The following is a 22,409-nucleotide window of genomic DNA, read 5'->3' on the forward strand; positions in this document are numbered from 1 at the left end:
CGATGTCCGGGGGATGCTGTATCAGGCTCTGCGAAGAAGGGGGTCGACTCATCATGCGTCAGCGTTCGGGCATGGCAGCAGCAGCCCTGGCCTTTCTCCTAGCCCTGTCCTGCACACCCGCTTTGGCCGGGAGCTCCGGCAATCCATCCGGAGAAGCCACGCCCACCACCCTGGACAAACAGCAGGGGGATGATAGCCTGCAGGCCGTATCGCCGTCCTCCTCCCCACCAATGTCTTCCCCACCAACGGCCTCCCCACCAACGTCCTCACCCCTGCCAACATCCTCACCCCTGAGCCACACGACCCCGATGCCTTCCTCACCCACGCTCGACACTGCCGGCGATGCTGCCGGCGTCCAGGATCGGTCCTCCGCAGCCTGGACGGTCAGCTTCGACACGGCAGGCGGCGGCAGCGTTGGCAGGCAGACCATCCCCGACGGGGGCCAGGCCAGTCGGCCCAGCCCCGACCCCGCCAGGGACGGATACCTGTTCGACGGCTGGTTCCAAGGCAACGTTGCCTACGACTTCACCCAGCCCGTCACCGGTAGCATCACCCTCACCGCCCACTGGACCAAGGGAGACGGCCATTGGGCCATCAGCCCCAGCCAAGGGCCCATAGCCGGGGGCGCCAAGGTCACCCTCACCCCGCCCGCGCAACGCGGCATCAGACTCAGCCAGCTCAGCATGGGCGGCCTTCATTCCGCGGCCATCAGCTCGGACGGCAACCTCTACACCTGGGGAGACAATGGCGCTGGCGAGCTGGGCGACGGCACCAACACCAACCGGTCCACACCAGTCCAAGTCAAAAAGCCCAAGGGCACGCCGGAAAAATTCATTTGGAAAGAAGTCAGTATAGGCTGGGACCATTCTGCGGCATTCGGTTCGGACGGCAACCTCTACATCTGGGGCCAAAACGGCCGCGGCCAGCTGGGCGACGGCACCACCACCAAGCGGAACACACCGGCCCCGGTCGACAAGCCCCAAGGCACGCCAGCAGGATTCACCTGGAAACAATTCACCCTAGGCGACTTGAGTACCGCGGCATTCGGTTCGGACGGCAACCTCTACATCTGGGGAAACAACCAGTATGGGCAGCTGGGCAACGGCACCACCACGAACCAGACCAGGCCGATCAAGGTCGACAAGCCCCAAGGCACGCCAGCAGGATTCACCTGGAAACAGGCCAGCCTTAGCTGCAATCATTCCGGAGCTATAGGCTCGGACGGCAACCTCTACACCTGGGGATGGAACTTCAGCGGCCAGCTGGGCGACGGCACCACTACCGACCGGCACACGCCCACCCTGGTCAACAAGCCCCAAGGCGCACCCGCCGGGTTCACCTGGAAACAGGTCAGCATAGGCTGGCAACATTCCGCGGCAATCGGCTCGGACGGCAACCTCTACACCTGGGGGCAGAACTACAGAACCCAGCTGGGCGACGGCACCAACACCGACCGGCACACGCCCACCCTGGTCAACAAGCCCCAAGGCGCACCCGCCGGGTTCACCTGGAAACAGGTCAACCTAGGCGACTGGCATACCGAGGCGTTGGGCTCGGACGGCAACTTCTACATCTGGGGAAGCAACGAAAACGGCCAGCTGGGCGACGGCACCAACACCACCCGGGGCAGGCCAATCCCGGTCAGCAAGCCCCAAGGCGCACCCGCCGGGTTCACCTGGAAATACACGATCCCAGGATGCAACCATACCGCAGCGATCGGCTCGGACGGCAACCTGTACACCTGGGGAGTCAACGGCAACGGCCAGCTGGGCAACGGCACCACCACCAGCTGGAATAGGCCGGGCATGGTCAACTTCCCCGGCGCCGTCACGCCCACCAGCGTCCTGTTCGGCCAGGCCAAGGCCACAGGGATCACGGCCAACCAAGACGGCACCTGGCAGGTATCCACGCCCAAGCATGAGCCGGGGGGCGTAGACGTGACGGTCGGCTGGAGCCGGAACGGGCCGCAGCCGGACGATCACCTGCAATACACGTACATCGCCCCCCAATACCAAGTCGGCTTCAATTCCAAAAACGATTCCTGCCCCGCCCCCACGGGCATGCCCCCCAGCCAGTCCGTCACCCAGGACGGGCAGGCGGAACGCCCCTACCCGGACCCGAGGGCCGAGGGCTGCCTGTTCGACGGCTGGTTCCAAGGCGATGTCGCCTACGACTTCAGCCAGCCAGTCACCCATGACACCACCCTGACCGCCCACTGGACCAGGGAAGACACGCAGCACTGGTCCATCAGCCCGGACCATGGGCCCGAGACCGGCGGCACCGAGGTGACCCTGACTCCGCCCGCACAGCGAGGCATCAGATTCAACCAGATCAGACTGGGCTACAACCATTCCGCAGCCATCGGCTCGGACGGCAACCTCTACACCTGGGGAGGCAACGACGACGGACAGCTGGGCGACGGCACCACCACCAGCCGGAGCAGGCCGGCCCTGGTCGACAAGCCTCAGGGGGCGGCGGACGGGTTCACCTGGAAACAGGTCATCCTTGGCGGCTGGCATTCCGCAGCCATCGGCTCCGACGGCAACCTGTACGCCTGGGGAGACAATGGCAGTGGCCAGCTGGGCAACGGCAACACCACCAACCAGAACAGACCAGTCCTGGTCAACAAGCCCGATGGAGCACCCAAAGGATTCACCTGGAAACAGGTCAGCCTGGGCGGCTTTCATTCCGCGGCCATCGGCTCCGACGGCAGCCTCTACACCTGGGGGTACAACGAATACGGCCAGCTTGGCAACGGCACCACCACCAACCAGAACAGACCAGTCCTGATAGGTAAGCCCCAAGACGCACCTGAAGGATTCACCTGGAAACAGGTCAACCTAGGCGGCTGGCATTCCGCAGCCATCGGCTCCGACGGAGGCCTCTACACCTGGGGAGACAATCAGTACGGCGAACTAGGCGACGGCACCACCACCAAGCGGAACATGCCAGTGCAAATCGGCAAGCCCCAAGGAGCGCCAGAAGGATTCACCTGGACACAAGCCAGCCTAGGCGAACATCATTCCGCGGCCATCGGCTCCGACGGCGGCCTGTACACCTGGGGAAGAAACTCCGAGAGCCAGCTGGGCGACGGCACCACCACCAATCGGCAGACGCCAATTCAGATCGCGAAGCCCAATGGATTCACTTGGGCACAAGCCAGCCTAGGCGACGGGGATTCTGTAGCTTCCGGATCCGATGGGAACCTGTACGCCTGGGGATGGAACATCAGCGGCCAGCTGGGCGACGGCACCACCACCGACCGGCAGACACCGACCCTGGTCAGCAAGCCCCAGGGCGCGCCCAAAGGGTTCACCTGGAGACAAGCCAGCCTGGGATGGTATCATTCCGCAGCCATCGGCTCCGACGGCCAGCTCTACACCTGGGGAAACACCGGCAACGGCCAGCTGGGGCGCGACCCCTCCAACGCCTGGCCGGCCAGTCGGCCAGGCCCGGTCAGATTCCCCGGAGAGCCGCAGACCACCAGCGTATGCTTCGGCCAGAATCAGGAGCAGGGCACGTGCCTCGCCGCAGGCAAGGGCCTCAAGCCCAGCCCCGACGGCACCTGGAAGGTGACCACTCCCCCTTACACGCCGGGGCTGGTGCCCGTGGCCATCGACTGGACCCAGGACGGCAAACAGCAGGAAACCGACAAGGGCAACACCTACCGGTACCTTTCCATCACCAGCCTGCCCCTGACCGGAGGCGACGGCATGCTCCTCTTGCTCGCCACAGGACTACTCACCGCCGGAGCCGCAATAGCCGCCAAAAGCCGCCAAAAGCAGGCCCGAACGACAGACAGCATGAACACTTCACACGAGTAAGCAACAGCCCGGGCCACACGACAATCACAGCCAATACCAGCCTGGCACCTGATGACCAGGCAAACATCTTCCACATATAATCCGGCGGCAGCCGAACCTGCAGAATGCGGACCAGGCCTGGCTCTAGCCCTGGCTCTGCCACCAGTCCCGCAGCTCCTGCTCGGCTGTCTGCTGGTCGACCGGGCCCTGATCCAGGCGGTAGTCCAGCATGTGCTGATAGGCGCGTCCTACCTGCGGTCCCGGCTTGAGGTTCAGAATCTGCATGATCTGTTGTCCATTCAAGTCGGGCCGGATGGCATCCAGATCCTCCTGACGACGCAGTTGAGCCACCCTGTCCTCCAACTCGTCCATAGCGGAGGAGAAGACCTGAGCCTTGCGCTTGTTGCGGGTAGTCGCATCGGCCCGGGTCAGGCGGTTGAGCCGCTCATAAAGCGGACCGGTCTCCCGGGCGTAGCGGCGTACGGCCGCATCGGTCCACCGCTCGTCCACGTAGCCGTGGAAGCGCAGGTGCATGGAGATCAGGTCGCAGACGTCGGCGATCAGGTGGTGGTCGAAGCGCAGGGCCTTCAGGCGCTTGCGGGCCAACCGAGCCCCGACTGCATCATGGTGATGGAAGCTGACCTTGCCGCCGGGCTCAAAGCGTCTGGTGGCGGGCTTGCCGATGTCGTGCAGCAGGGCGGCCAGACGCAGGGTCAGATCCGGGGCGGGCACAGGTCCGTCAGGTCCTGTCTCCAGGGCGATGGCACGGTCCACCACCATCAGGGTGTGCTCGAAGACGTCCTTGTGCCGGTGATGCTCGTCTATCTCCAGCTGCAGGGCGGGGATCTCGGGCAGAACGATGTCAGCCAGTCCGGACTGCACCAGGGCCTCGATGCCCTGGACGGGGTGGTCGGACAGCATGAGCTTGGTCAGCTCGTCGCGAATCCGCTCGGCCGAGACGATGCTGATTCGATCGGTCATGCGGGTGATGGCCTCAGCTGTCTCCGGAGCGATGGTGAATCCCAGCTGGGCCACGAACCGCACGGCCCGCATCATCCGCAGGGGGTCGTCATCGAAGGACTGACGGGGGTCCACCGGGGTCCGCAGCACCTGCTTGGCCAGGTCGTTGGCCCCCCGGTAGGGATCCACAAAGACCAGGTCGGGCACCCGCAGGGCCATGGCGTTGACGGTGAAGTCGCGCCGCGAAAGGTCGCCCTCAAGGCTGTCCCCATAGTCCACCTCGGGCTTGCGGGAGTTGGGATCGTAGGTGTCTCGCCGGTAGGTGGTCACCTCCACCTTGACCTCGGTTCCGTCAGGACGCCGCCGCAGCGCGCCCAAGGTGCCGAATTTGCGCCCCATGTCCCAGAAGCCCGATCCCCAGTGACGCAGGATGGGCTCGAATTGCTCGGGCCGGGCTGAGGTGCAGAAGTCCAGGTCGTGGGAGTGCCGGTGCAGGAGCAGATCGCGTACAGGACCCCCTACCAACGCCAGTTCATATCCCTGCTCGGCGAAGAGGCGCCCGAGCTCGATGGCCTCCGGCCAGACTTGGAAATCCACGCTCACCCTTTCCTACGGAGTTGATGCGCCTACTAGCATACCGTTACCCCACCTGCACATTACCTTACGTAAAGTTGGAGTATGATTACGCCCGCGGACATGGCGCGCATGCTTGCACATAGCGCCGACTCTGCGGGCACCCATGCCCGCGGACAGCAGGAGCGGGACCATCTTGTGGAAACCGTAAGTGAACGTCTGGATCCGCAGGTTCGCGAGCGCATACAGACCGAGGATGACATACCCACGCCTGCCCTCATGCCCCGGCATAAGCATGCCTCAGGACCTTCCACCTTTGCCTCCCTGGATGCCCAGGAACTGCCCGTAGTGCGAGAGTATTCGGCGGGTGGGCTGATTTTCGACCGACATGACCGGGTGGCCATCATCGCCCGGCACTCCCGCTCGGGCCACCTGGAATGGTGCCTGCCCAAGGGGCATATCGAGAAGGGGGAAACACCCGAGCAGACGGCCGTGCGCGAGGTCCACGAGGAGACGGGGATACTGGGCAGGGTGACCGATTCCATCGCCACCATCGACTACTGGTTCACCGGAACCAACCAACGGGTCCACAAGCTGGTCCATCATTTCGTCCTGCGTATGATCGGCGGATCCCTGAGCGTGGAGGGCGACCCTGATCATGAGGCCGAAGATGCCATCTGGGTGGACTTTTCCGACCTGACCTCCGTGCTCAGTTACCCTAATGAGCGTAAAATAGCCTGGCTCTACGCGAGGAAGTATAAAAAACAGCCATGATCCAGACCCCCCTGCGCCCGAGCGGGCGCACCAGCCAGCGCACCCATGCCTTCAACCGATGGGCTCGGTGGGCTCGAATCCTACCGGCGATCGTCCTCCTGCTAGCCTTGGTGATGACTCCCTGGCTGCCAACACCGGCCCTGGCTGCCCCCAATCATCAGAACTCGGCCGAGGTGGCCCTGCGCTGGTCGATGCCTGTGGTGACTGACAAATCCGGCTACGCCCTGCGCGCTACGGTGACCAACACCGCGAACCAGCCCATGGAGAATGCCCATCTGGGCGTGTCCACCAGCGCCCTGTACTCCTTCAGCTCCCGGGCCGACATGCAGGCCTGGTCCGAAGGCCACGCCCGCATCCCCACCCCAGACGTGCTGGGCACTCAGAGCGTACCGACAATCCCGGCCGGGCAGAGCGTTGAGGTTTCAGTCAACGTGCCGGCTGATCAAGACGCGATCAAGAAGATGACCAGCTGGGGGCCCAAACCCGTCCGGCTTTCCCTGAGCGACAGCCAGAACCGGGTCCTGGGCGACGTGTTCACCTTTCTAACCCGGACATGGGATGGCCTGCCCACTGCAGGCACCCCTGCACTGTCTCTGACCATGGTCATGCCGCTGATCTCCTCGGACTGGAACATTGACGACAAGGCCATGACAGCGCTGATGACCCAGCCCGGTGCCGAATCCGATCCAGGCCCGGGCAAGAATAAAGACCAGAGCGTGACACTGACCCGTCAAGGGAGCCGCCGCCAGGAAGAGCAGAGTCTGCTGCTGGCCAAGCACGGGTCCCTGCAGGCCGTGGGCGATCCGGTCTACCTGTCCGCCTTCGCCAACCGCCCCCGGATCCAAGGGCTGATTCAGCCAGCCGACTTCGACATCACCGGATACGCCTCCCAGAACCAGGATCGCTATGCCAGGGCCGGGGTCACCCCCGAGTCCTGGAGCGCCCAGACAGCAGCCAAGCTCTATCCTGATGCCGCTTCCGGCACATACGCCTGGCAGGGCAGGCAGGAGTGGACCATGGAATCCATCGCCGCAGCCCGTCGCGCCGGCTACCAGACGGTCATTGCCCCGCAGGGCTTCGAGGTAGGAGCCGGCACCTCCGCCCACACCGGCAAGTACACCATCGACACCCAGGCCGGACAGGTGACCGTCCTGTCGGCCCAGCGCGAACTCAGCAACCTGGCCAGGGGCAACCCCAGCTCCACGCGAGCCACCGGGGAGCAGACCCAGGCGGGGCAGACGGCACGTTTCATTGCCCAGAGCGCCTTCTATCAGATGGAACAGCCCTACGCCGAGCGCTCCCTCCTGGTCTGCTTTGATGCCGATCAGGACACTCAGCAGGCGGACAGGATCATGACCGAGCTGGAGCACGCTCCCTGGATCCGCCTGGAACCCATGGACAACCTGATGCGAGCACCCGACTTCACCGGCGGCTCATCGGGCCTGCTCAAGGCCCTCGAAGCCGATGACGCTCAGGGCGGCGCCAAGCATGGCGACAGCTCGACAGCCACCTTGGACTCTCTGATCGCCAGCAGGGCGGACATCGACCGGTTCGCCTCCTCCATTCTGGCCGACGGTCAGCAGGCCTCCCAGCCCACCGCCAGCGCCACGACCGGCAAGACCGACAGCCAGGCCTTGGCCCGACAGGATGCTGACGCCACCGCCCGCCAGCCCAAGGATCCACACCAGTGGCTGAACCGGCTGACCGCCGCACATGACGATCTAGCCCTGAAGTCCCTGGGCGGAACCGCAGCCGCCGCCGGCCTGGCCGATCAGGCCGGTGCCATATCCCACCGGCTCCTGGACGGCATCAGCATCACGCCCAGCGAGTCCCTGAACGTGGTCAGCGAGACGGCCTCCATGCCCGTCACCGTCAGCAACAGCCACCCCTACCCGGTCCACGCCCGCATCAGCGCCCGCACCGACTCCATGGAGATCGTCACCTCGCGCCTGGCGGATGTGGTCATTCCCGCCCGCTCCGAGGCCCAAGTGACCTTCAAGGTCAGAGTGGCGACGGCCGGCAGGGCCAACGTGGATATCGGCCTGCTGGACAGCCAGGGCCGCCCCTTCGGTCAGATGCGCCGGGCCCAGATCACCAGCAATCTTCGTTTGAGCGACATGAGCGGCCTGCTCATCATTGTCTTCGCCGTGCTGCTTGGGCTCCTGGGGCTCTGGCGGCAGTTCCACCGCACGAAGGACCCGGACGAATGAGCTCCGTAGGGCGCAATTCCGCCATCATGGCCACGGGCACCGCGGCCTCCCGGGTGACCGGGCAGATCCGCACCATCCTGCTGGCAGCCGCCATCGGCACCACCGGGATCGCAGCCGATGCCTACCAAACCGGCGCCATGATCCCCCAGGTCATGTTCACCCTGATCTCGGGCGGCATCTTCAACGCCGTCCTGGTCCCGCAGATCGTGCGCACACTCAAGGAGCGGGACGCAGCTGACCGGCTGAACAAGCTGATCACGGTCGCCATGGTTCTCCTGGCCCTGCTGACCCTGCTGCTGATGCTGGGCACCCCGGTGCTGACCACCATCTATCTGAACTCCAAGTGGAACCCCGCACAGCGGGCCCTGGCCAACTCCTTCACCCTCTGGTGCATGCCCCAGGTCTTCTTCTACGGGCTCTACACGGTACTGGGCCAGATCCTGGCCGCCAAGGGCCGGTTCACCGCATACGCCTGGAGCTCGGTGGGCGCCAACCTGATCAGCTGCCTGGGCTTCCTGGTCTTCATCCTCCTGTTCGGCAACGCCCGCAGTCAGCCGGTCGGCTTCTGGGACAACGGCAAGGTGGCCCTGACCGCCGGAGCCTGGACCCTGGGGGTGGCCTTCCAGGCGCTGGTCCTCTTCATCCCCCTGATCATGAGCGGCTTCCGCTACCGACCGCGCTGGGGTCTGCGGGGCATCGGCCTGCGATCCATGGGCTCGGTGGCCGCCTGGAGCATGGGTGTGGTAGTCATCGACCAGCTGGCCAATGTGATCAACGCCCGCATCAACAACGGCGCCCCCCTGGAGGGCAACCCCTTGGACATCGCCGGCAACGGCTCCTACCAGAACGCCTACACCCTCTTCATCCTGCCATACTCCCTGGTGGCCGTCTCCGTCAGCACGGCCATCTTCCCCAAGCTGTCCAAGGCGGTTTCGGACGGCCGCATTGGGGATGCCCGCGAGGATCTGAGCCAGGCCCTGCGCAATGTCGGGCTGATGATGTTCTTTTTCACTGCGGTCATGCTGGCCATTCCGGTGCCCATCACCCGTGCCCTGCTGCCCTCCGTGGGCGTCCACGAGGCAGTCCTGATCTCGGGACCCCTGATAGGCCTGTCCCTGGGGCTGGTGCCCATGAGCGCCTTCCTGCTCATTCAGCGCACCTTCTACGCCTTCGAGGACGGACGGCATCCTTTCATCTTCGCAGCCGTCTCCAACACCATCCAGGTGGTGCTGGTCCTGGCATCCATCCGTCTGGCCCCTCCCCGCTATTGGGCGGCCCTGGTCGGACTCAGCCTGTCCTTGAGCAACATCCTCAGCTTCCCCATGCTGGCAGGCATGCTGCGCAGACCCTTCCAGGGATATTTGGACGGTCGGCGCATTCTTAGCACTTACGCCAAGGCTTTTCTGGCGGCGGGCCTGGCGCTGGCAGCCTCCCTGACGGTCAAGGCTCCGCTGACCCGCCTGGTCGGCGCCTGGGTCCAGGACCGGCAGGGCCACATGAGCTGGGTGCAGGCGCTCTTTATCTGCGTGGTCATCACCCTGCTGACAGCGGCCATCTACGCCGTGACCCTGGTCGCGCTGCGCACCGAGGAATTCACCCGGCTCATGGTCGACCTGGCCCGCCGTCTGGGCAGGACGGCGCGGCACCCGGTCCGCAGCCTGGACGCCTTGGAGGGACGGCCCTCCCGGCTGGCCGACCGCTCGGTCAGGGTGGTGCACTCCTCCTCCCCTGATTCCACCCAGCCTGGCATGGACGCGGCTCTGGAGAACTTCGAAGAGACCCGCGAGCCCGGCACTGATGGAGAATCCGCGATAGCCGGGCCCCCACCGGCTCCTCCGGCCCCGCAACCCGTTAGGATTGTGCCTAGGAACAGCACGGTCCACCACGGCGTCGCCAACCACAGGCGACGCCCCACTTCTGATGAGAGCTCGGCAAGCATGAACGCGCATATCGGAGACACCATCCTCGGCAGATACACCTTGGTCACCTTGCTCCGCCGTGCCAAGGGCTTGAGCGTCTGGCGGGCCAAGGACAAGGTTCTGGACAGGGACTGCCAGCTCTTCATCGCCGGCGATTCGACCTGCACGGACCTGATCAACGTCAACGCCTCCGGCCTGGCGCTGAACAAGGACCGCCGATTCACTCCGGTCTACCAGCTGCACACCCGGGACGGGGTCTCTCTGATCGTCACCGCCCCCGATGCCGGCATGTCCCTGAGGGACTATATGCACGGGCCCGCCGGCGAGACGCTGAGCGACCGGGCCATGGGCACCATCATGGGCGAGGTCACCGAGGCCATGCGCACCCTGCATGCCGCCGGCATGGTCGACTATGCAGTCTCAACCAGTACCATCAGGCTGGCGCCGGCCTCTATCACCCTGGCAGATGCCCCCATCTCGCCCATGATCGCGCACCCGTCAGTCCCGAACGAGATGGGTTTGACGGACGAGGAGCATGCCATACGCGAACTGGCTGGCGTGCTCTACGCCATGCTGACCCGCCGGCCCGACCAAGACGGACGGCAGCCCAGCCTGCAGGAGCTTCCCAAGCACACGCCCGAGGAGTTCAGGATCATCTGCATGCGCGGACTGGGATTGACTGATGACCAGGGGGCCAAGCCGGTGCCCCTGGTCACTCTGGCCGAGCTGTCGGCGCTGCTCAGCCCCTGGATCCCTCCCGAGGAGCTGACCGACAGCGATCTGATCTGGCCTGAGATGGACGGCCGCGCCTCCATCGAGACCGTGGCTCTGAGACCGGTAGATCCCAAGGATGTACTGCCCCTGCCCGATGGGCTGACCTCCTCCGCCCTGCCTGCCGCACAGACTGTGACCCATCATGAGCCACACTGGAAGACCAACCAACTGCTCTTCCCCGGCCGGGGCGAAATCGAGATGCTCAATCCCGAAGACACGGACACCGACCTCTTCTCGCTCTTCGACGAACGTCAGCGGCAGCGCTCGCTGAACAGCCGCTCCCGCAGAACCGCAGCCATGGATGTGAGCGCACTCAGGACGACGACTGCCAGGCCCGCTGCCTTACATGACGAGGAGTCCAAGGCAGTGACCGGGCGGATGCCGACCGTGGGAGACGATCAGCATCGGCCGCCCGAGGCCATCAGCGGCAGCGGCGTGACCGCCGACAACCCCGTGGAGCGCGGCTTCTCCCAGTGGGACTTCGACAAGTCCGGCGGTCGTCAGGCCAGGGCGGCATCCAGCCGGTCCGCCTCACAGAGCGCCCCACAGAGCAATGGAGACTCACATGCCCGGCGCGAGGATGACGCCGAGGCACACGACAGGACCCATGCCCGCGTGGCCAGCGGCTCGACCGACCAGGCATACGAAGAGCGGCAGAATGTCGACTCGAATCAGCATGCCGAGCGAGCGCCCCGATCTCCCAAGCAGCCCGATGTTGATGAAGAAGAGCAGCAGACCACGGTCATGGAGCCCCTGCCCCCCAGCTTCACGCCTGAGATCCACTCCATGCCGGCGCCGGTGACCTATTCGCAGCTTCCGGACGATGGCCAGGACGAGGATCTGGATGACGAGACAGACATGGCCGACACCCGTCTATTCGGCCGTTTTACGACTCGCTCTGTAGTCATTGCGGTAGCGGCCGCAATCATCGTAGTGGCCTTGGTCTGGGCGGTCTCGACCATCTCCGGCTCCCGGCCCAACGTCGGCAAGGAGGAGGGCGGCTGGCCGGTCATGTCCAACGTCCCCTTCCCCGGTGGGACTGATGGGGACGAGGAGTCGACAACTTCCAGCAATGGCAAGGCCAAGGCCGGAGCCGACAAGGTCAGCCATGCCGACAAGGAGGCCAAGAAGGTCCCCGATCCGCCCAAGCCCAAGAACACCACGGCCTATCAGTCGGATCGGCAGCTCTTCCTGAACAAGCCCGCCGGCCTGCAGGGATTCGGATGGTACATGCACCTGACCAAGCCGGAGGAAGTCTCCCGCTTGACCATCGTCATGCCCCAGAGCGGCGGCCATGCTCAGATCTACGCGAACTCCACAGCGGCCCAGCCCAACCAGGGGCAGCCGCTGGCCGACTTCAGCTTCGATCCCTCGGGCACCACCCAGGTCACCCTGCGTGAACCGGTCACAACCCAGGACCTGGTCGTCTGGGTGCCCATGGACGGCATGCCGGGCAACTCCCTACGCTTCACGTCTGTCCAGGCCTTCTAAGCAGGTCCGCCACACGTCCTTGGCGAAAAACTTGGCTGTTCATCCTTACCGCTGCCTTGCTGTTGCCGATCTTCAAAGCAGCTAGGATTGGTAGTTCCTGGAAAATGGGCAGGAATCCCAGGCGGGGTTCCGACCATGGGTGTACCGAAATGGTAATGTGTTGGATTTTTCCTCCAACAAAGCCCTAGCAGGTAATACAGTTTCCTTAGACAACGGCGGCAGGAAGGCGGAAGTCAGTTATGGCGGATGATCCCAATATCGCATCCAAGGTCATCAAGAACGATCCCTGGTACAGCTCCTATGCGGCACGGGCCGAGCAGATGCGCGCCTCCGAAATTCGTGCCCTCTTCGCTGTGGCCAACCGGCCCGAGGTAGTCTCCTTGGCCGGCGGCATGCCCTACCTGGGCCGGATGCCTTTCGATAAGCTGGCCGACCAGCTTGGCGACATGCTGCGGAGCAAGGGCCAGGTGGCCTGGCAGTATGGGTCAGCACAGGGCGATCCCCACCTGCGCGAGGATGTGCTGCCCATTATGGAGCTGGAAGGCATCAAGGATGTCCAGCCGGATGACGTGGTTATCGTCAACGGCTCACAGTCGGGACTGGACCTGATCACCAGGATTATGTGCGATCCCGGCGATGTGGTACTGGCTGAAGCACCTAATTATGTGGGTGCCCTGGGCGTCTTCCAGTCCTTCCAGGTCGATGTGGTCAACGTGGCCATGGACGGAGACGGACTGATTCCCGAGGCTCTGGAGGAGACCATTCTGGAACAGCGCCGCCAAGGCAAAGCGGTCAAGTTCCTCTACACTGTACCCAACTTCCACAATCCTGCCGGCGCCACCATGAGCGTCGAGCGGCGGCCGCGGATCATCGAGATCGCCAGAAAGTACCACGTGCTTATTGTGGAGGACAATCCCTACGGACTGCTGGCCTTCGACGGCCAGACCTATCCGGCCCTGCGCTCCTACGATTCCGAGGGCATTGTCTACCTGAGCAGTTTCTCAAAGATCATCGCCCCGGGCATGCGCGTGGCCTGGATGGTTGCGCCTCCTGGCATCCGACAGAAGCTGGTTCTGGCCAACGAGTCAGCCATTCTCTGCCCCTCCAACATGAGCCAGATGACCATCACCACCTACCTGGACAACTTCGACTGGAAATCGCAGATCAATGATTACCGGGGGATGTACAAGGAACGCTGCGATGCCATGGACGAGGCTTTGAAAAAATATTTGCCCTACTGCTCATGGCTCAAGCCCAAGGGCGGCTTCTACATCTGGCTGAAGATACCCCAGGGGCTCAACGCCAAGGACATGCTGCCCAGAGCGATCACCGCCAAGGTGGCTTACGTGTCAGGCACAGCCTTCTACGATAACGGGGAGGGAGCGGATCACATGCGCCTGTCCTTCTGCTACCCCACCCCCGATCGGATCCGGGAAGGAATACGCAGACTGTCCACAGTCATCGAGAACGAACTCGCCACCGTCCGGCTGTTCGAGCCTGACAGCGGCAAGGAAAGGGGCTGAATCATGGCGCCCAAGCACAGCAAGACACCTCGGCAGCAGACCGGGGGCAAAACCGCGGCAGCCAGCAAGACCAAGGCAACCGCGAGCGCGACGACGACCACGGTCGCAAGCCCGACCAGCACTGCGGCCACCACTTCAGCCACAGCTGCTGGCGAAGTGGCCAAAAAAGCCAGGCGGACCTCACATCGCTCCATCCGTGAGGCTACGCCAGTCACCATGGACGATGTCACCTCCCTGGCCAGCAAGGCCACCAAGCGTGCTGATAAGTCGATCCTGGTGATCTGCGGGGGCCTCAGCCATGAGCGTGATGTCTCCATCAGCTCGGGACATCGGGTCCAGGGATTCCTGGAGGAGGCCGGGTGGACAGTCCGCGTCCACGACATGGATGGCTCGCTTTTGCCGTACTTGACCGACGAGTCGACCCGCCCCGATCTGGTCTGGCCTCTGCTGCACGGCGCCAACGGCGAAGACGGCTCCATCCGCGATGTCTTGGAGATGGCGGAACTACCCTACATCGGATCCCGGGCCAAGGCCTCACGGACCGCTTGGAGCAAGCCCATCGCCAAGAACGTTGTCCGTATGGCCGGATTGCACACTCCGCATTCCGTGACGCTGCCCGAATCCATGTTCCGCGAGCTGGGTGTCGAACCCGTTATCGATATGCTTCTAGGCTCGCTGGGGCTCCCGCTCTTCATCAAGCCCACCATGGGCGGCTCAGCTATGGGGTGCACCATGGTGACTGAACAGAGCCAACTCACTCAGGCGCTGATCAACTGCTTTGCCTATGGTGATGTAGCGCTGATCGAGCAGGCTGTCACGGGTACCGAGGTCTCTGTGTCAATCCTCGAGTTTGACGGACACCCCCTGGTGCTGCCTCCGCTTGAAATCTGGACTCCCTCAGGCACCTACGATTTCGAAGCTCGTTCCACACCCGGCCCGACAGAGTTCTATGTTCCAGCCCGACTGGATGCCAAGACCACGCAGGCTGTCAGCGATGCCGCACTGACTGCTCACCGTGCTCTGGGGCTCCGCGATATTTCACGAACCGATTTCATTGTTGATGCCCAAGGTCAGCCGCAATTCCTGGAGTCCAATGTGGCGCCCGGCATGACGGACACTTCGCTGCTGCCACAGTCAGCGCAGGCCGCTGGTTACAATCTGCCAGAGCTATACACGGCATTGGTTCAATCAGTTTTGAATCAAAAGCGAACCGATTGAGATAGCAAAGCCTCTCTGGTCCCGCCTATCGTTCGACTGGCACGAGCAGGGTCCGCCTGGTGCATAGTTTGCAATTCGTGCAATATGCGCCAGGCGGATCTGCAATATACACGGATTGCAATACAGGCCGAGCGGATAGCACCCAGGGCAGGCACCATATTCTCATTAGCATCGTTTTCAGGCCATCGAATGACGGCTGTTCACCATTCACCATTCGTTGTCGGTTATTTCCTTCCTTCTATTCGATGTGCTCGCCTCTCCACATCTGCTGTATTCTCAACTTTTTCTCTACTGCTCAGCCAAGGCCAACATTGACCGAAAGGCATGTTCAATCAGGTTCCGGCTTTTATATTGCCGACAAGACTTACTCGCAGAAGCGACGCGGACTAATGAATTGTCGATGCTACAATAACTGGGTCATCCTCCAAGACTCCACGCTCAGTAAACCGCAGTATTGATACACACCCTTGAATACAAACACAGTCGATATCGAATGTTTCACGTGAAACATTCCGAGGTGATCAACTTACGTCATCAACTCCAGCGAGAGCCTCACGCGATATAGCGGTCTATGGCCGACAACGGATTCTCCCGTTAAAAGTGCTGGTCGAATAAAGATATGATCGAGCGAGAATGAATACAGCCTTCATAGGGTTGCAATCACAACAAGTTTCGCATCATGTTGCTCAAGTTATCTCACCAAGATATCTCATCAAAAACCCGCAAGGCGGCATATAGGTGATGCTGCTTTTAAAGCATCGAGAATCAGGCCATTTCGACTATGCCATCATGAACTGAGAGCGAAAGCTGTGTTTTCACCTGCGAATTATCATTCGGTCCTAGGCATTGTTATCCCAGTTCATTTGCCCTAGTTTGTTCATCGCCCTCGCTGAGAGCACGATCTTCCTATCAGAATTCATTTATCGAGTCATATTGTGCTGACGCGGTTTGCTCCCCCGTGTCCGCTTCAAGACCTATAGATATAAGCCCCATTACTGCCCTACAAATCAGTGGATCAATATATCCAAGTGCATCAATCTATCCTTGTTCAGGGACTGCATTTCACAAGATCAAACAAACAATCGAAACCGCACCCCACTATGATTGAACAGTCGGCGGCCTTGCTCAATATGCCTTACTTATCTCCGCCGCTTTCCTCGCCCTTGTCCGATGCGCGCGAAGGACTTTCACCCGGTTCTTCTTGAGTCGAGGATGTATATCGGTCGGCAGACCTGACTGTCATATCATCATCAGCCCCAAGGCTTTTGTCTGTTACCGGAGAATCTGCGTCCAACTTGTCTTCATTGTCATCAGAGCTTGGAGGATTCCAAAAACGCCAGCTATGCCAGCTGTCATCCTCATCCTTATCACCTGTCTGATGGCTGGGATGCTCCCGCAGTAACCGATCAACTCGGAGCATAAACCAGATCAGCACCAGAATCGTCCCAAGATTGGTTACGATAGCCACTATCACGGTTTTCTCCATGGTTTAAGAATAGCCTGCTCTGTCAGGAACGGACTTACAGTGAGATAAGTAAGGACCCTTTTCGCCCACCGCGTGTGACCCGGTCATCATGCATGGATACAGTAGCGTTATGAAGCAAACTGTTCACGATGCCATTGTCATAGGGTCCGGACCAGCGGGTTACACCGCCGCCATTTATCTTGGCAGAGCCGGTTATGCTCCCCTCGTTATTGCTGGAGCCCTAACGCCCGGCGGTCAGCTTATGAACACGACAGAAGTAGAGAATTTCCCAGGATTTCCAAAAGCTGTACTGGGACCGGATCTGATGGATCAGATGCGCGAGCAGGCCGAACATTTTGGTGCTCAGATCGAATACGATGATGTCGTCTCAGTTGACTTGAGTGGAGACATCAAACGGATCACCACCGATGGCGGTGAAGAATACCAAACTCGAGCAGTCGTTATCACCACTGGTTCACAATATCGAAAGTTGGAGATTCCCGGAGAGCGCGAATTTTCTGGGCGAGGGGTTTCCTACTGCGCCACATGTGACGGATTCTTCTTCAAGAATAAGCCGATCGTGGTCGTTGGCGGCGGCGACTCTGCCATGAGTGACGCAGACTTTCTGACCCGTTTCGGCTCCTCTGTCACGTTGATTCACCGTCGCCAAGGCTTCCGCGCTTCAAAAATCATGGTGGACCGAGCCAAGGCCAATGACAAGATCAGCTTCCTTCTCGATTCAGTCGTCACGCGGATCAACGGCGACGGTAGCGGCGTAACCTCTTTGGATGTACGCAATACAGCAACAGGTCAGCAGTCCAATATACCGGCGAATGGAGTTTTTGTTGCCATTGGATTCACCCCTCAGACTGCTTTCTTTAATGGCCAAGTCGACCTGGATCAGGACGGCTATATCCTAGTCAAGGGTGGGTCAACGAAAACCTCCGTACCCGGAGTCTTCGCCGCTGGTGACGTAACCGACAAGATCTATCGTCAGGCCATTTCTGCTGCCGGTATGGGTTGCCGTGCAGCCTTGGATGCTCAAGAGTATCTTACGAGCCTGGATAACCGATAAGGCCTGATGCGCCCTGTAAACAAGAATTTACGTGCCTGGCAGTTTACGATTGCCAGGCACATCGTTTATTGACCATCACAGCCGCCTATTCAGCTGCCCTTAATTGTCCAATGGTCACGACGGAATAGCCCGCTCAATAGGAACATCACTGACCTTACAGCTGCTACTATTGCCCCCACTGAAATAACTGCTCCCCGCTGAGGAGACATTGCACAACCCAGCCCCCCCTCGCCACATCGAAAATTCTAAAGGCCCTGCCAGCTCAGGTATACTATCGCCCTACCAGACAAGAGCGATGCTTGCTCTAGAACCATCTTTAAGCGGTGAAGACTCACCTATCTAGCTGACACACAAGCCATTCCAGTATGCCCCACTAGCTGGCTGGCTAGTCAACGACTCACCGCACGCCCCCACTATTGGAGGCACTCATCCATCTATTCCAGCTAAAGAGCTGAGATACCGATCGTATCTGATGTCGTGAGCCCGCAACATAATCTGGTTGCTCGGTTAGCAGTCATTCGGAATCCGACAGTCTGGCAGCGTATATATTGCACACAGCCTTTCAACACCGATATATCTGTGCAGAGAATGGCACATACTAACGGCATTCAACCATCCCAGGTTTAAGACAAATGCAGCGATTGCTCATCAGCTCATACAAAACCAGATTGAGCTATGAAACAATCGCTTGCCTTATCGGCAGGGTTTGGTTGAGCAACCCCTGCGGTCGCAATTTCAGAATGGGATCAAACCCAGCCTTTGTCGCCTGAATGACTGCTATTACTCGCGGATTGATCCTTTTCCAGGAGTATGGCAACAATGCGGTCCATATCTTCAGGCGAAGAAAACACGATTTCTATTTTCCCGTGCTTTTTAGTGCCCTTAATAGCCACCTTTGTATCAAAGCGGCTTTCCAAATCTTGGCGTACCGGACTATCTACCCATGCGTTGACCCTAGGCTTTTTTGCTCTCTTCTTCGTCTGCCCGGTCTGCAATGCTACGAGTTCCTCCGTAGATCTTACCGACAGTCCTTCAGCAATGATCTTGTCTGCCAGAGCCGTCATGGATTTTTCATCTGGCAAAGTAAGCAGGGCACGGGCATGTCCAGCTGACAACACCCCGGAGCTTACTTTTTTCTGCACACTTGGAGGCAACTTCAACAATCGAAGCGTGTTGGTGATCTGAGGTCTGGACTTGGAGATTGACTTAGACAAACCGTCCTGAGTCAAGCCGAACTCATCGATCATTTGCTGATAAGCCGCTGCTTCTTCCAAGGGATTAAGAGCTACTCTGTGGAGATTCTCGAGCAATGCATCACGCAACATGGCGTCATCGCTCGTTGTTTTCACAATTGCAGGTATGGTATTTAGACCAGCCAACCTAGTAGCACGCCACCGACGTTCGCCCATTATGATTTCATAATGGGTTGTTTGCCCCAGATTAGCGTTTCTCTGGTTTAAATGCTGGCCCGATTGCTCTTCACTAGTCTTAGTGTCAAATGCTTCGGATTTACCTCCTGCACTGGCAGCTGAAGTTGTTTTATCCTCGACTGTTCTTGGCCGGTCTGCAAAAGTTGATTTTCGCACCACTATGGGCTGCAATACACCGACTTCCTTGATGGAGCGGGACAGCTCCAACAGTTCATCTTCATCGAAAATCTGCCGCGGTTGCTGAGCATTGGGCCTAATGTCGTCCACACGCACTTCAGCCAAATACCCGCCTTGGACAGGCTTCAGCTCCTCTTGGCTAGTGCCCTCCGCTTTATTTAGTCCACTATCATTGTCGATAGCAGCTGCACGGTTAATGCTTTGCCGAGTTTCCTTTGTCCGAAGGTCATCAACCTCTATCGATCCCGCAATCGGCGATGTTTCACGTGAAACATTTGTCGTCGTAGAACCGAAGAATAGATCGCTCGGATGCTCCAAGCTGCTGATGGAGGGGACAGACCTACGCTTGGTAGCCCTTTTCGAGGATGATGTTTCACGTGAAACATCACCGTCGAGCGACTTGGAAATACTGACTCGCTTTTGTCCTGTGTTGGTATGTTTACGACCGCTTTTAGACAATCTTTCAGAATCCGCGAGTTCTGAGCTAGCAGGATCCGAATGCCTAGTTCTTCTTTCTGGTTTTGTCTCGCCTTTTGCTGTGTCGTCCTTCTCTAGGCGCTTTCGTCCATTCGACTCCGCACCCAAACCTTGAAGAGTAGGCTGCTTATTGCTTGGATTTGGTACTTTGTTATCTCCTCGCCGACTATTGTCAGCATTGGTTTCATCATCTTCACCTGGCAGGGCAGGGAATAAAGCCCCCAAGCCTTTGCCTAACCGTGAACGGCTTGTCATGTCCTCACTCCCCCTGTCTTCTATTGGCAATATGTTCCAGCACTTGCTCGGATCTCTGCGCGATTTCTAACGCTGCCTCTTCATAAGCGATAGCGCCGGCTCCCTTAGGGTCGTAGGTGACAACGCTTTGCCGAAAGCTGGGAGCTTCAGAGATTTTGACAGAACGCGGAATGGTCGTATTCAGCACTATCTCTGGATAGTGTTCCTTGACTTGATCAAACACTTCTTTGCTGAGCAACGTCCGCCTGTCGTACATCGTCAACAACATGGTGGAGATTATGAGATAAGGATTATAACTTTGCTGAACAAGTCCAATAGTATGCAGTAGTTGTTGCAGTCCTTCAAGAGCATAATACTCAGCTTGCACTGGGATCAATACTTCGTTGACTGAACACATGGCATTCAGAACTAGCAGTCCGAGACTAGGGGGGCAATCAACGAGAACATAGTCATAGTGTTGGTGACAGACTTTGAGATAGTCGGCAACTGCTTTTTTCATCAGCTGATTACGGTTGGGCATATCCGCAACTTCCAGTTCAGCACCACTTAGATCAATAGAAGATGGGACCACCTCGAGGTTGGGGAATTCAGGGGAAACCACCTTAACGTCATCGATCCCAAGACGACCCTCGAGCACATCATATGTTGATGGTGTACCAGACTCATGTGCCACACCCAACGCAGTAGAAGCGTTGCCTTGTGGATCCATATCGATGACCAGCACCTGTTCATCGAATTCAGCAAACGCGCATGCCAGATTGACTGTGGTAGTGGTTTTCCCTACCCCGCCTTTTTGATTGGCAACGGCAATGAAGCGGGTTTTTGAAGGATGAGGGAATTGAGCCTGACGTAAGGCCTGATAACGTGCAGAAAGATCTGCCATTTCCGCACCGGACACCGAACCTGACCCGTCAGCGAATATTCGATTCAGAATATCCGTTGCCGACTCCATACCTGATGCGTTCGGCGTACTTTGCTCACCGCTATCCGAGGTATTTCTCGTAACGGGTTTCACCTTCTTCGATGCGGCCACGAACCTTCCTCCTTTTGATAACAACTCAATTTTCCCGTCCTAGTTGGACATGTCAGAATAACCGCTAGTTACACACAGCCGTTGTTCATAACTGTGGATAAGTGTGGATAGTTACATTGGTGCCTCCACCGCTGACCCTTTCTATAGATTATTAGCTTTGCCTTGTGATTATTGACAATTCTGGCGCTACCCACAAGGCGGCATGGTCTACAAACGATAATGTGGATAATTCATTTGTGAGGTCTAAATTGTGCATAACTTAAAAGTCGGGAATCAATAAATTCACTACATCACTTAAGCATGCAATACTATTCATGGGACTTGTCAATGAATACATCAACCTGTTGGATAGCGGTTATAACACTGCTTCAACGCTCCTATTAAACCTCTTGGCGACGGACCTTGTACAACTGTACTGCAGAGTAGTGTTTCACGTGAAACATCTCTACTGTCTGGGAAGTACTATTACCTTGTTGATTGTTGGCTCACGTAGTTGCGTGCTTTAATCTTGCATGTTGTATATTCACAAAGCCTGCCCTTCTACAAGCAGTCAATGTTACGGATTCAATAGACGCTTCTCTATTTTTAAATTATAAATATGTATTTATTATTGTTAAGCGATAGGTCTTACTAACCGATAAGCGTCGTATTCTACCTGGTGCAAGTGTGGTTGCATAAAGGACTCTAAGAAAGTGTTCACAGACTACCCGTTTCCTAATGAAGATATAGAAGCTATTGCCGTATTCTTTCACATGTACTCCAATAACCGTGATCTAGATTATTGAATTCCGCGTCGATTGTTTCACGTGAAACATTGCAAACAATCTCCACTAAGAAATCATCCACTAGGAGCAGCAACAGCTGAATAAGGTCATGGCTAAGATGCTGCTGAATAGAGCTGTCTCGGATACCTCTCTTGAATACCTCTCTCTTATGTCACATACCCTCAGCGATCAACTGGGCATTAACCTGTGACATCGGTAAGCAACGAAGCATGATTTTTCAGTTAAATGTTAAATAAGATGTGTATTTGCAATGTTTCACGTGAAACAATCTCTGGTGCACACATCAGGAACTAGTGAATATCTCTCTTGTGCTCAGTGCAGCGCTAACCTCTATCTCCCACTTCAGAACAATATTCGGTGTTGAAAAGTGATTCCGGAGTTTCTCCGGGGCTGATTAATCGATTACTCAAGCTATCGCTCATACATGTACAACGATCAATATTGCTCTGTAAGTGTTAATGATCAGA

Annotated in this window: 11 protein-coding genes; 7 read left to right on the forward strand and 4 right to left on the reverse strand. The window is 58.8% G+C overall.

Features of this window, described 5'->3' with window-relative positions; translation table 11 throughout:
- Nucleotides 1-71 precede the first annotated feature (71 nt).
- Entirely contained in the window at nucleotides 72-3,824 is a 3,753-nt protein-coding gene (locus ACUIAG_RS06815; RefSeq protein ID WP_445339454.1) for an RCC1 domain-containing protein, read from the forward strand.
- Nucleotides 3,825-3,947: 123 nt separating this feature from the next.
- Here ACUIAG_RS06815 and ACUIAG_RS06820 read toward each other — a convergent pair whose 3' ends face one another.
- On the reverse strand, nucleotides 3,948-5,360 hold the full coding sequence (locus ACUIAG_RS06820) for a CCA tRNA nucleotidyltransferase (protein WP_445339455.1): 1,413 nt from the start codon (nucleotides 5,358-5,360) through the stop codon (nucleotides 3,948-3,950).
- 81 nt (nucleotides 5,361-5,441) lie between these two features.
- Between ACUIAG_RS06820 and ACUIAG_RS06825 the strand changes: the two genes are divergently transcribed.
- The 5 genes from ACUIAG_RS06825 (at nucleotide 5,442) to ACUIAG_RS06845 (ending at nucleotide 15,245) form a co-directional block, all read left to right on the forward strand.
- A complete protein-coding gene (locus tag ACUIAG_RS06825) occupies nucleotides 5,442-6,110 on the forward strand; it encodes an NUDIX hydrolase (RefSeq protein WP_445339456.1) in 669 nt (222 codons plus the stop codon).
- Nucleotides 6,107-8,320 (forward strand): DUF6049 family protein, encoded by a 2,214-nt coding sequence (locus ACUIAG_RS06830; RefSeq protein WP_445339457.1) that lies wholly within the window; start codon nucleotides 6,107-6,109, stop codon nucleotides 8,318-8,320. Before ACUIAG_RS06825 ends, ACUIAG_RS06830 begins: the two co-directional genes overlap by 4 nt.
- Nucleotides 8,317-12,504 carry a lipid II flippase MurJ gene (locus ACUIAG_RS06835; RefSeq protein ID WP_445339458.1) on the forward strand — a complete coding sequence of 1,396 codons (4,188 nt, stop codon included), beginning with the start codon at nucleotides 8,317-8,319 and terminating at the stop codon, nucleotides 12,502-12,504. Before ACUIAG_RS06830 ends, ACUIAG_RS06835 begins: the two co-directional genes overlap by 4 nt.
- 239 nt (nucleotides 12,505-12,743) lie before the next feature.
- On the forward strand, nucleotides 12,744-14,027 hold the full coding sequence (locus tag ACUIAG_RS06840) for an aminotransferase-like domain-containing protein (RefSeq protein ID WP_045925052.1): 1,284 nt from the start codon (nucleotides 12,744-12,746) through the stop codon (nucleotides 14,025-14,027).
- A 3-nt stretch (nucleotides 14,028-14,030) separates the two neighbouring features.
- Nucleotides 14,031-15,245 (forward strand): D-alanine--D-alanine ligase family protein, encoded by a 1,215-nt coding sequence (locus ACUIAG_RS06845; RefSeq protein WP_445339459.1) that lies wholly within the window; start codon nucleotides 14,031-14,033, stop codon nucleotides 15,243-15,245.
- Nucleotides 15,246-16,380: 1,135 nt separating this feature from the next.
- On the opposite strand, the gene ACUIAG_RS06850 is transcribed toward ACUIAG_RS06845, so the two are convergent.
- Complete coding sequence (locus tag ACUIAG_RS06850; RefSeq protein ID WP_445339460.1) at nucleotides 16,381-16,731, reverse strand: hypothetical protein; 351 nt, start codon at nucleotides 16,729-16,731, stop codon at nucleotides 16,381-16,383.
- A gap of 109 nt (nucleotides 16,732-16,840) precedes the next feature.
- Here ACUIAG_RS06850 and trxB point away from each other — a divergent pair, with 109 nt between their 5' ends.
- Nucleotides 16,841-17,785: a thioredoxin-disulfide reductase gene (gene trxB, locus ACUIAG_RS06855; protein WP_445339461.1), complete on the forward strand. Its 945-nt coding sequence runs from the start codon at nucleotides 16,841-16,843 to the stop codon at nucleotides 17,783-17,785.
- Between the two features lie 746 nt (nucleotides 17,786-18,531).
- On the opposite strand, the gene ACUIAG_RS06860 is transcribed toward trxB, so the two are convergent.
- Nucleotides 18,532-20,124, reverse strand: a complete 1,593-nt coding sequence (locus ACUIAG_RS06860; protein WP_445339462.1) for a ParB/RepB/Spo0J family partition protein — start codon at nucleotides 20,122-20,124, stop codon at nucleotides 18,532-18,534.
- A gap of 4 nt (nucleotides 20,125-20,128) precedes the next feature.
- Nucleotides 20,129-21,076, reverse strand: a complete 948-nt coding sequence (locus ACUIAG_RS06865; protein ID WP_445340383.1) for a ParA family protein — start codon at nucleotides 21,074-21,076, stop codon at nucleotides 20,129-20,131.
- Nucleotides 21,077-22,409 lie beyond the last annotated feature (1,333 nt).

This window comes from Bifidobacterium sp. ESL0825, assembly GCF_052606465.1.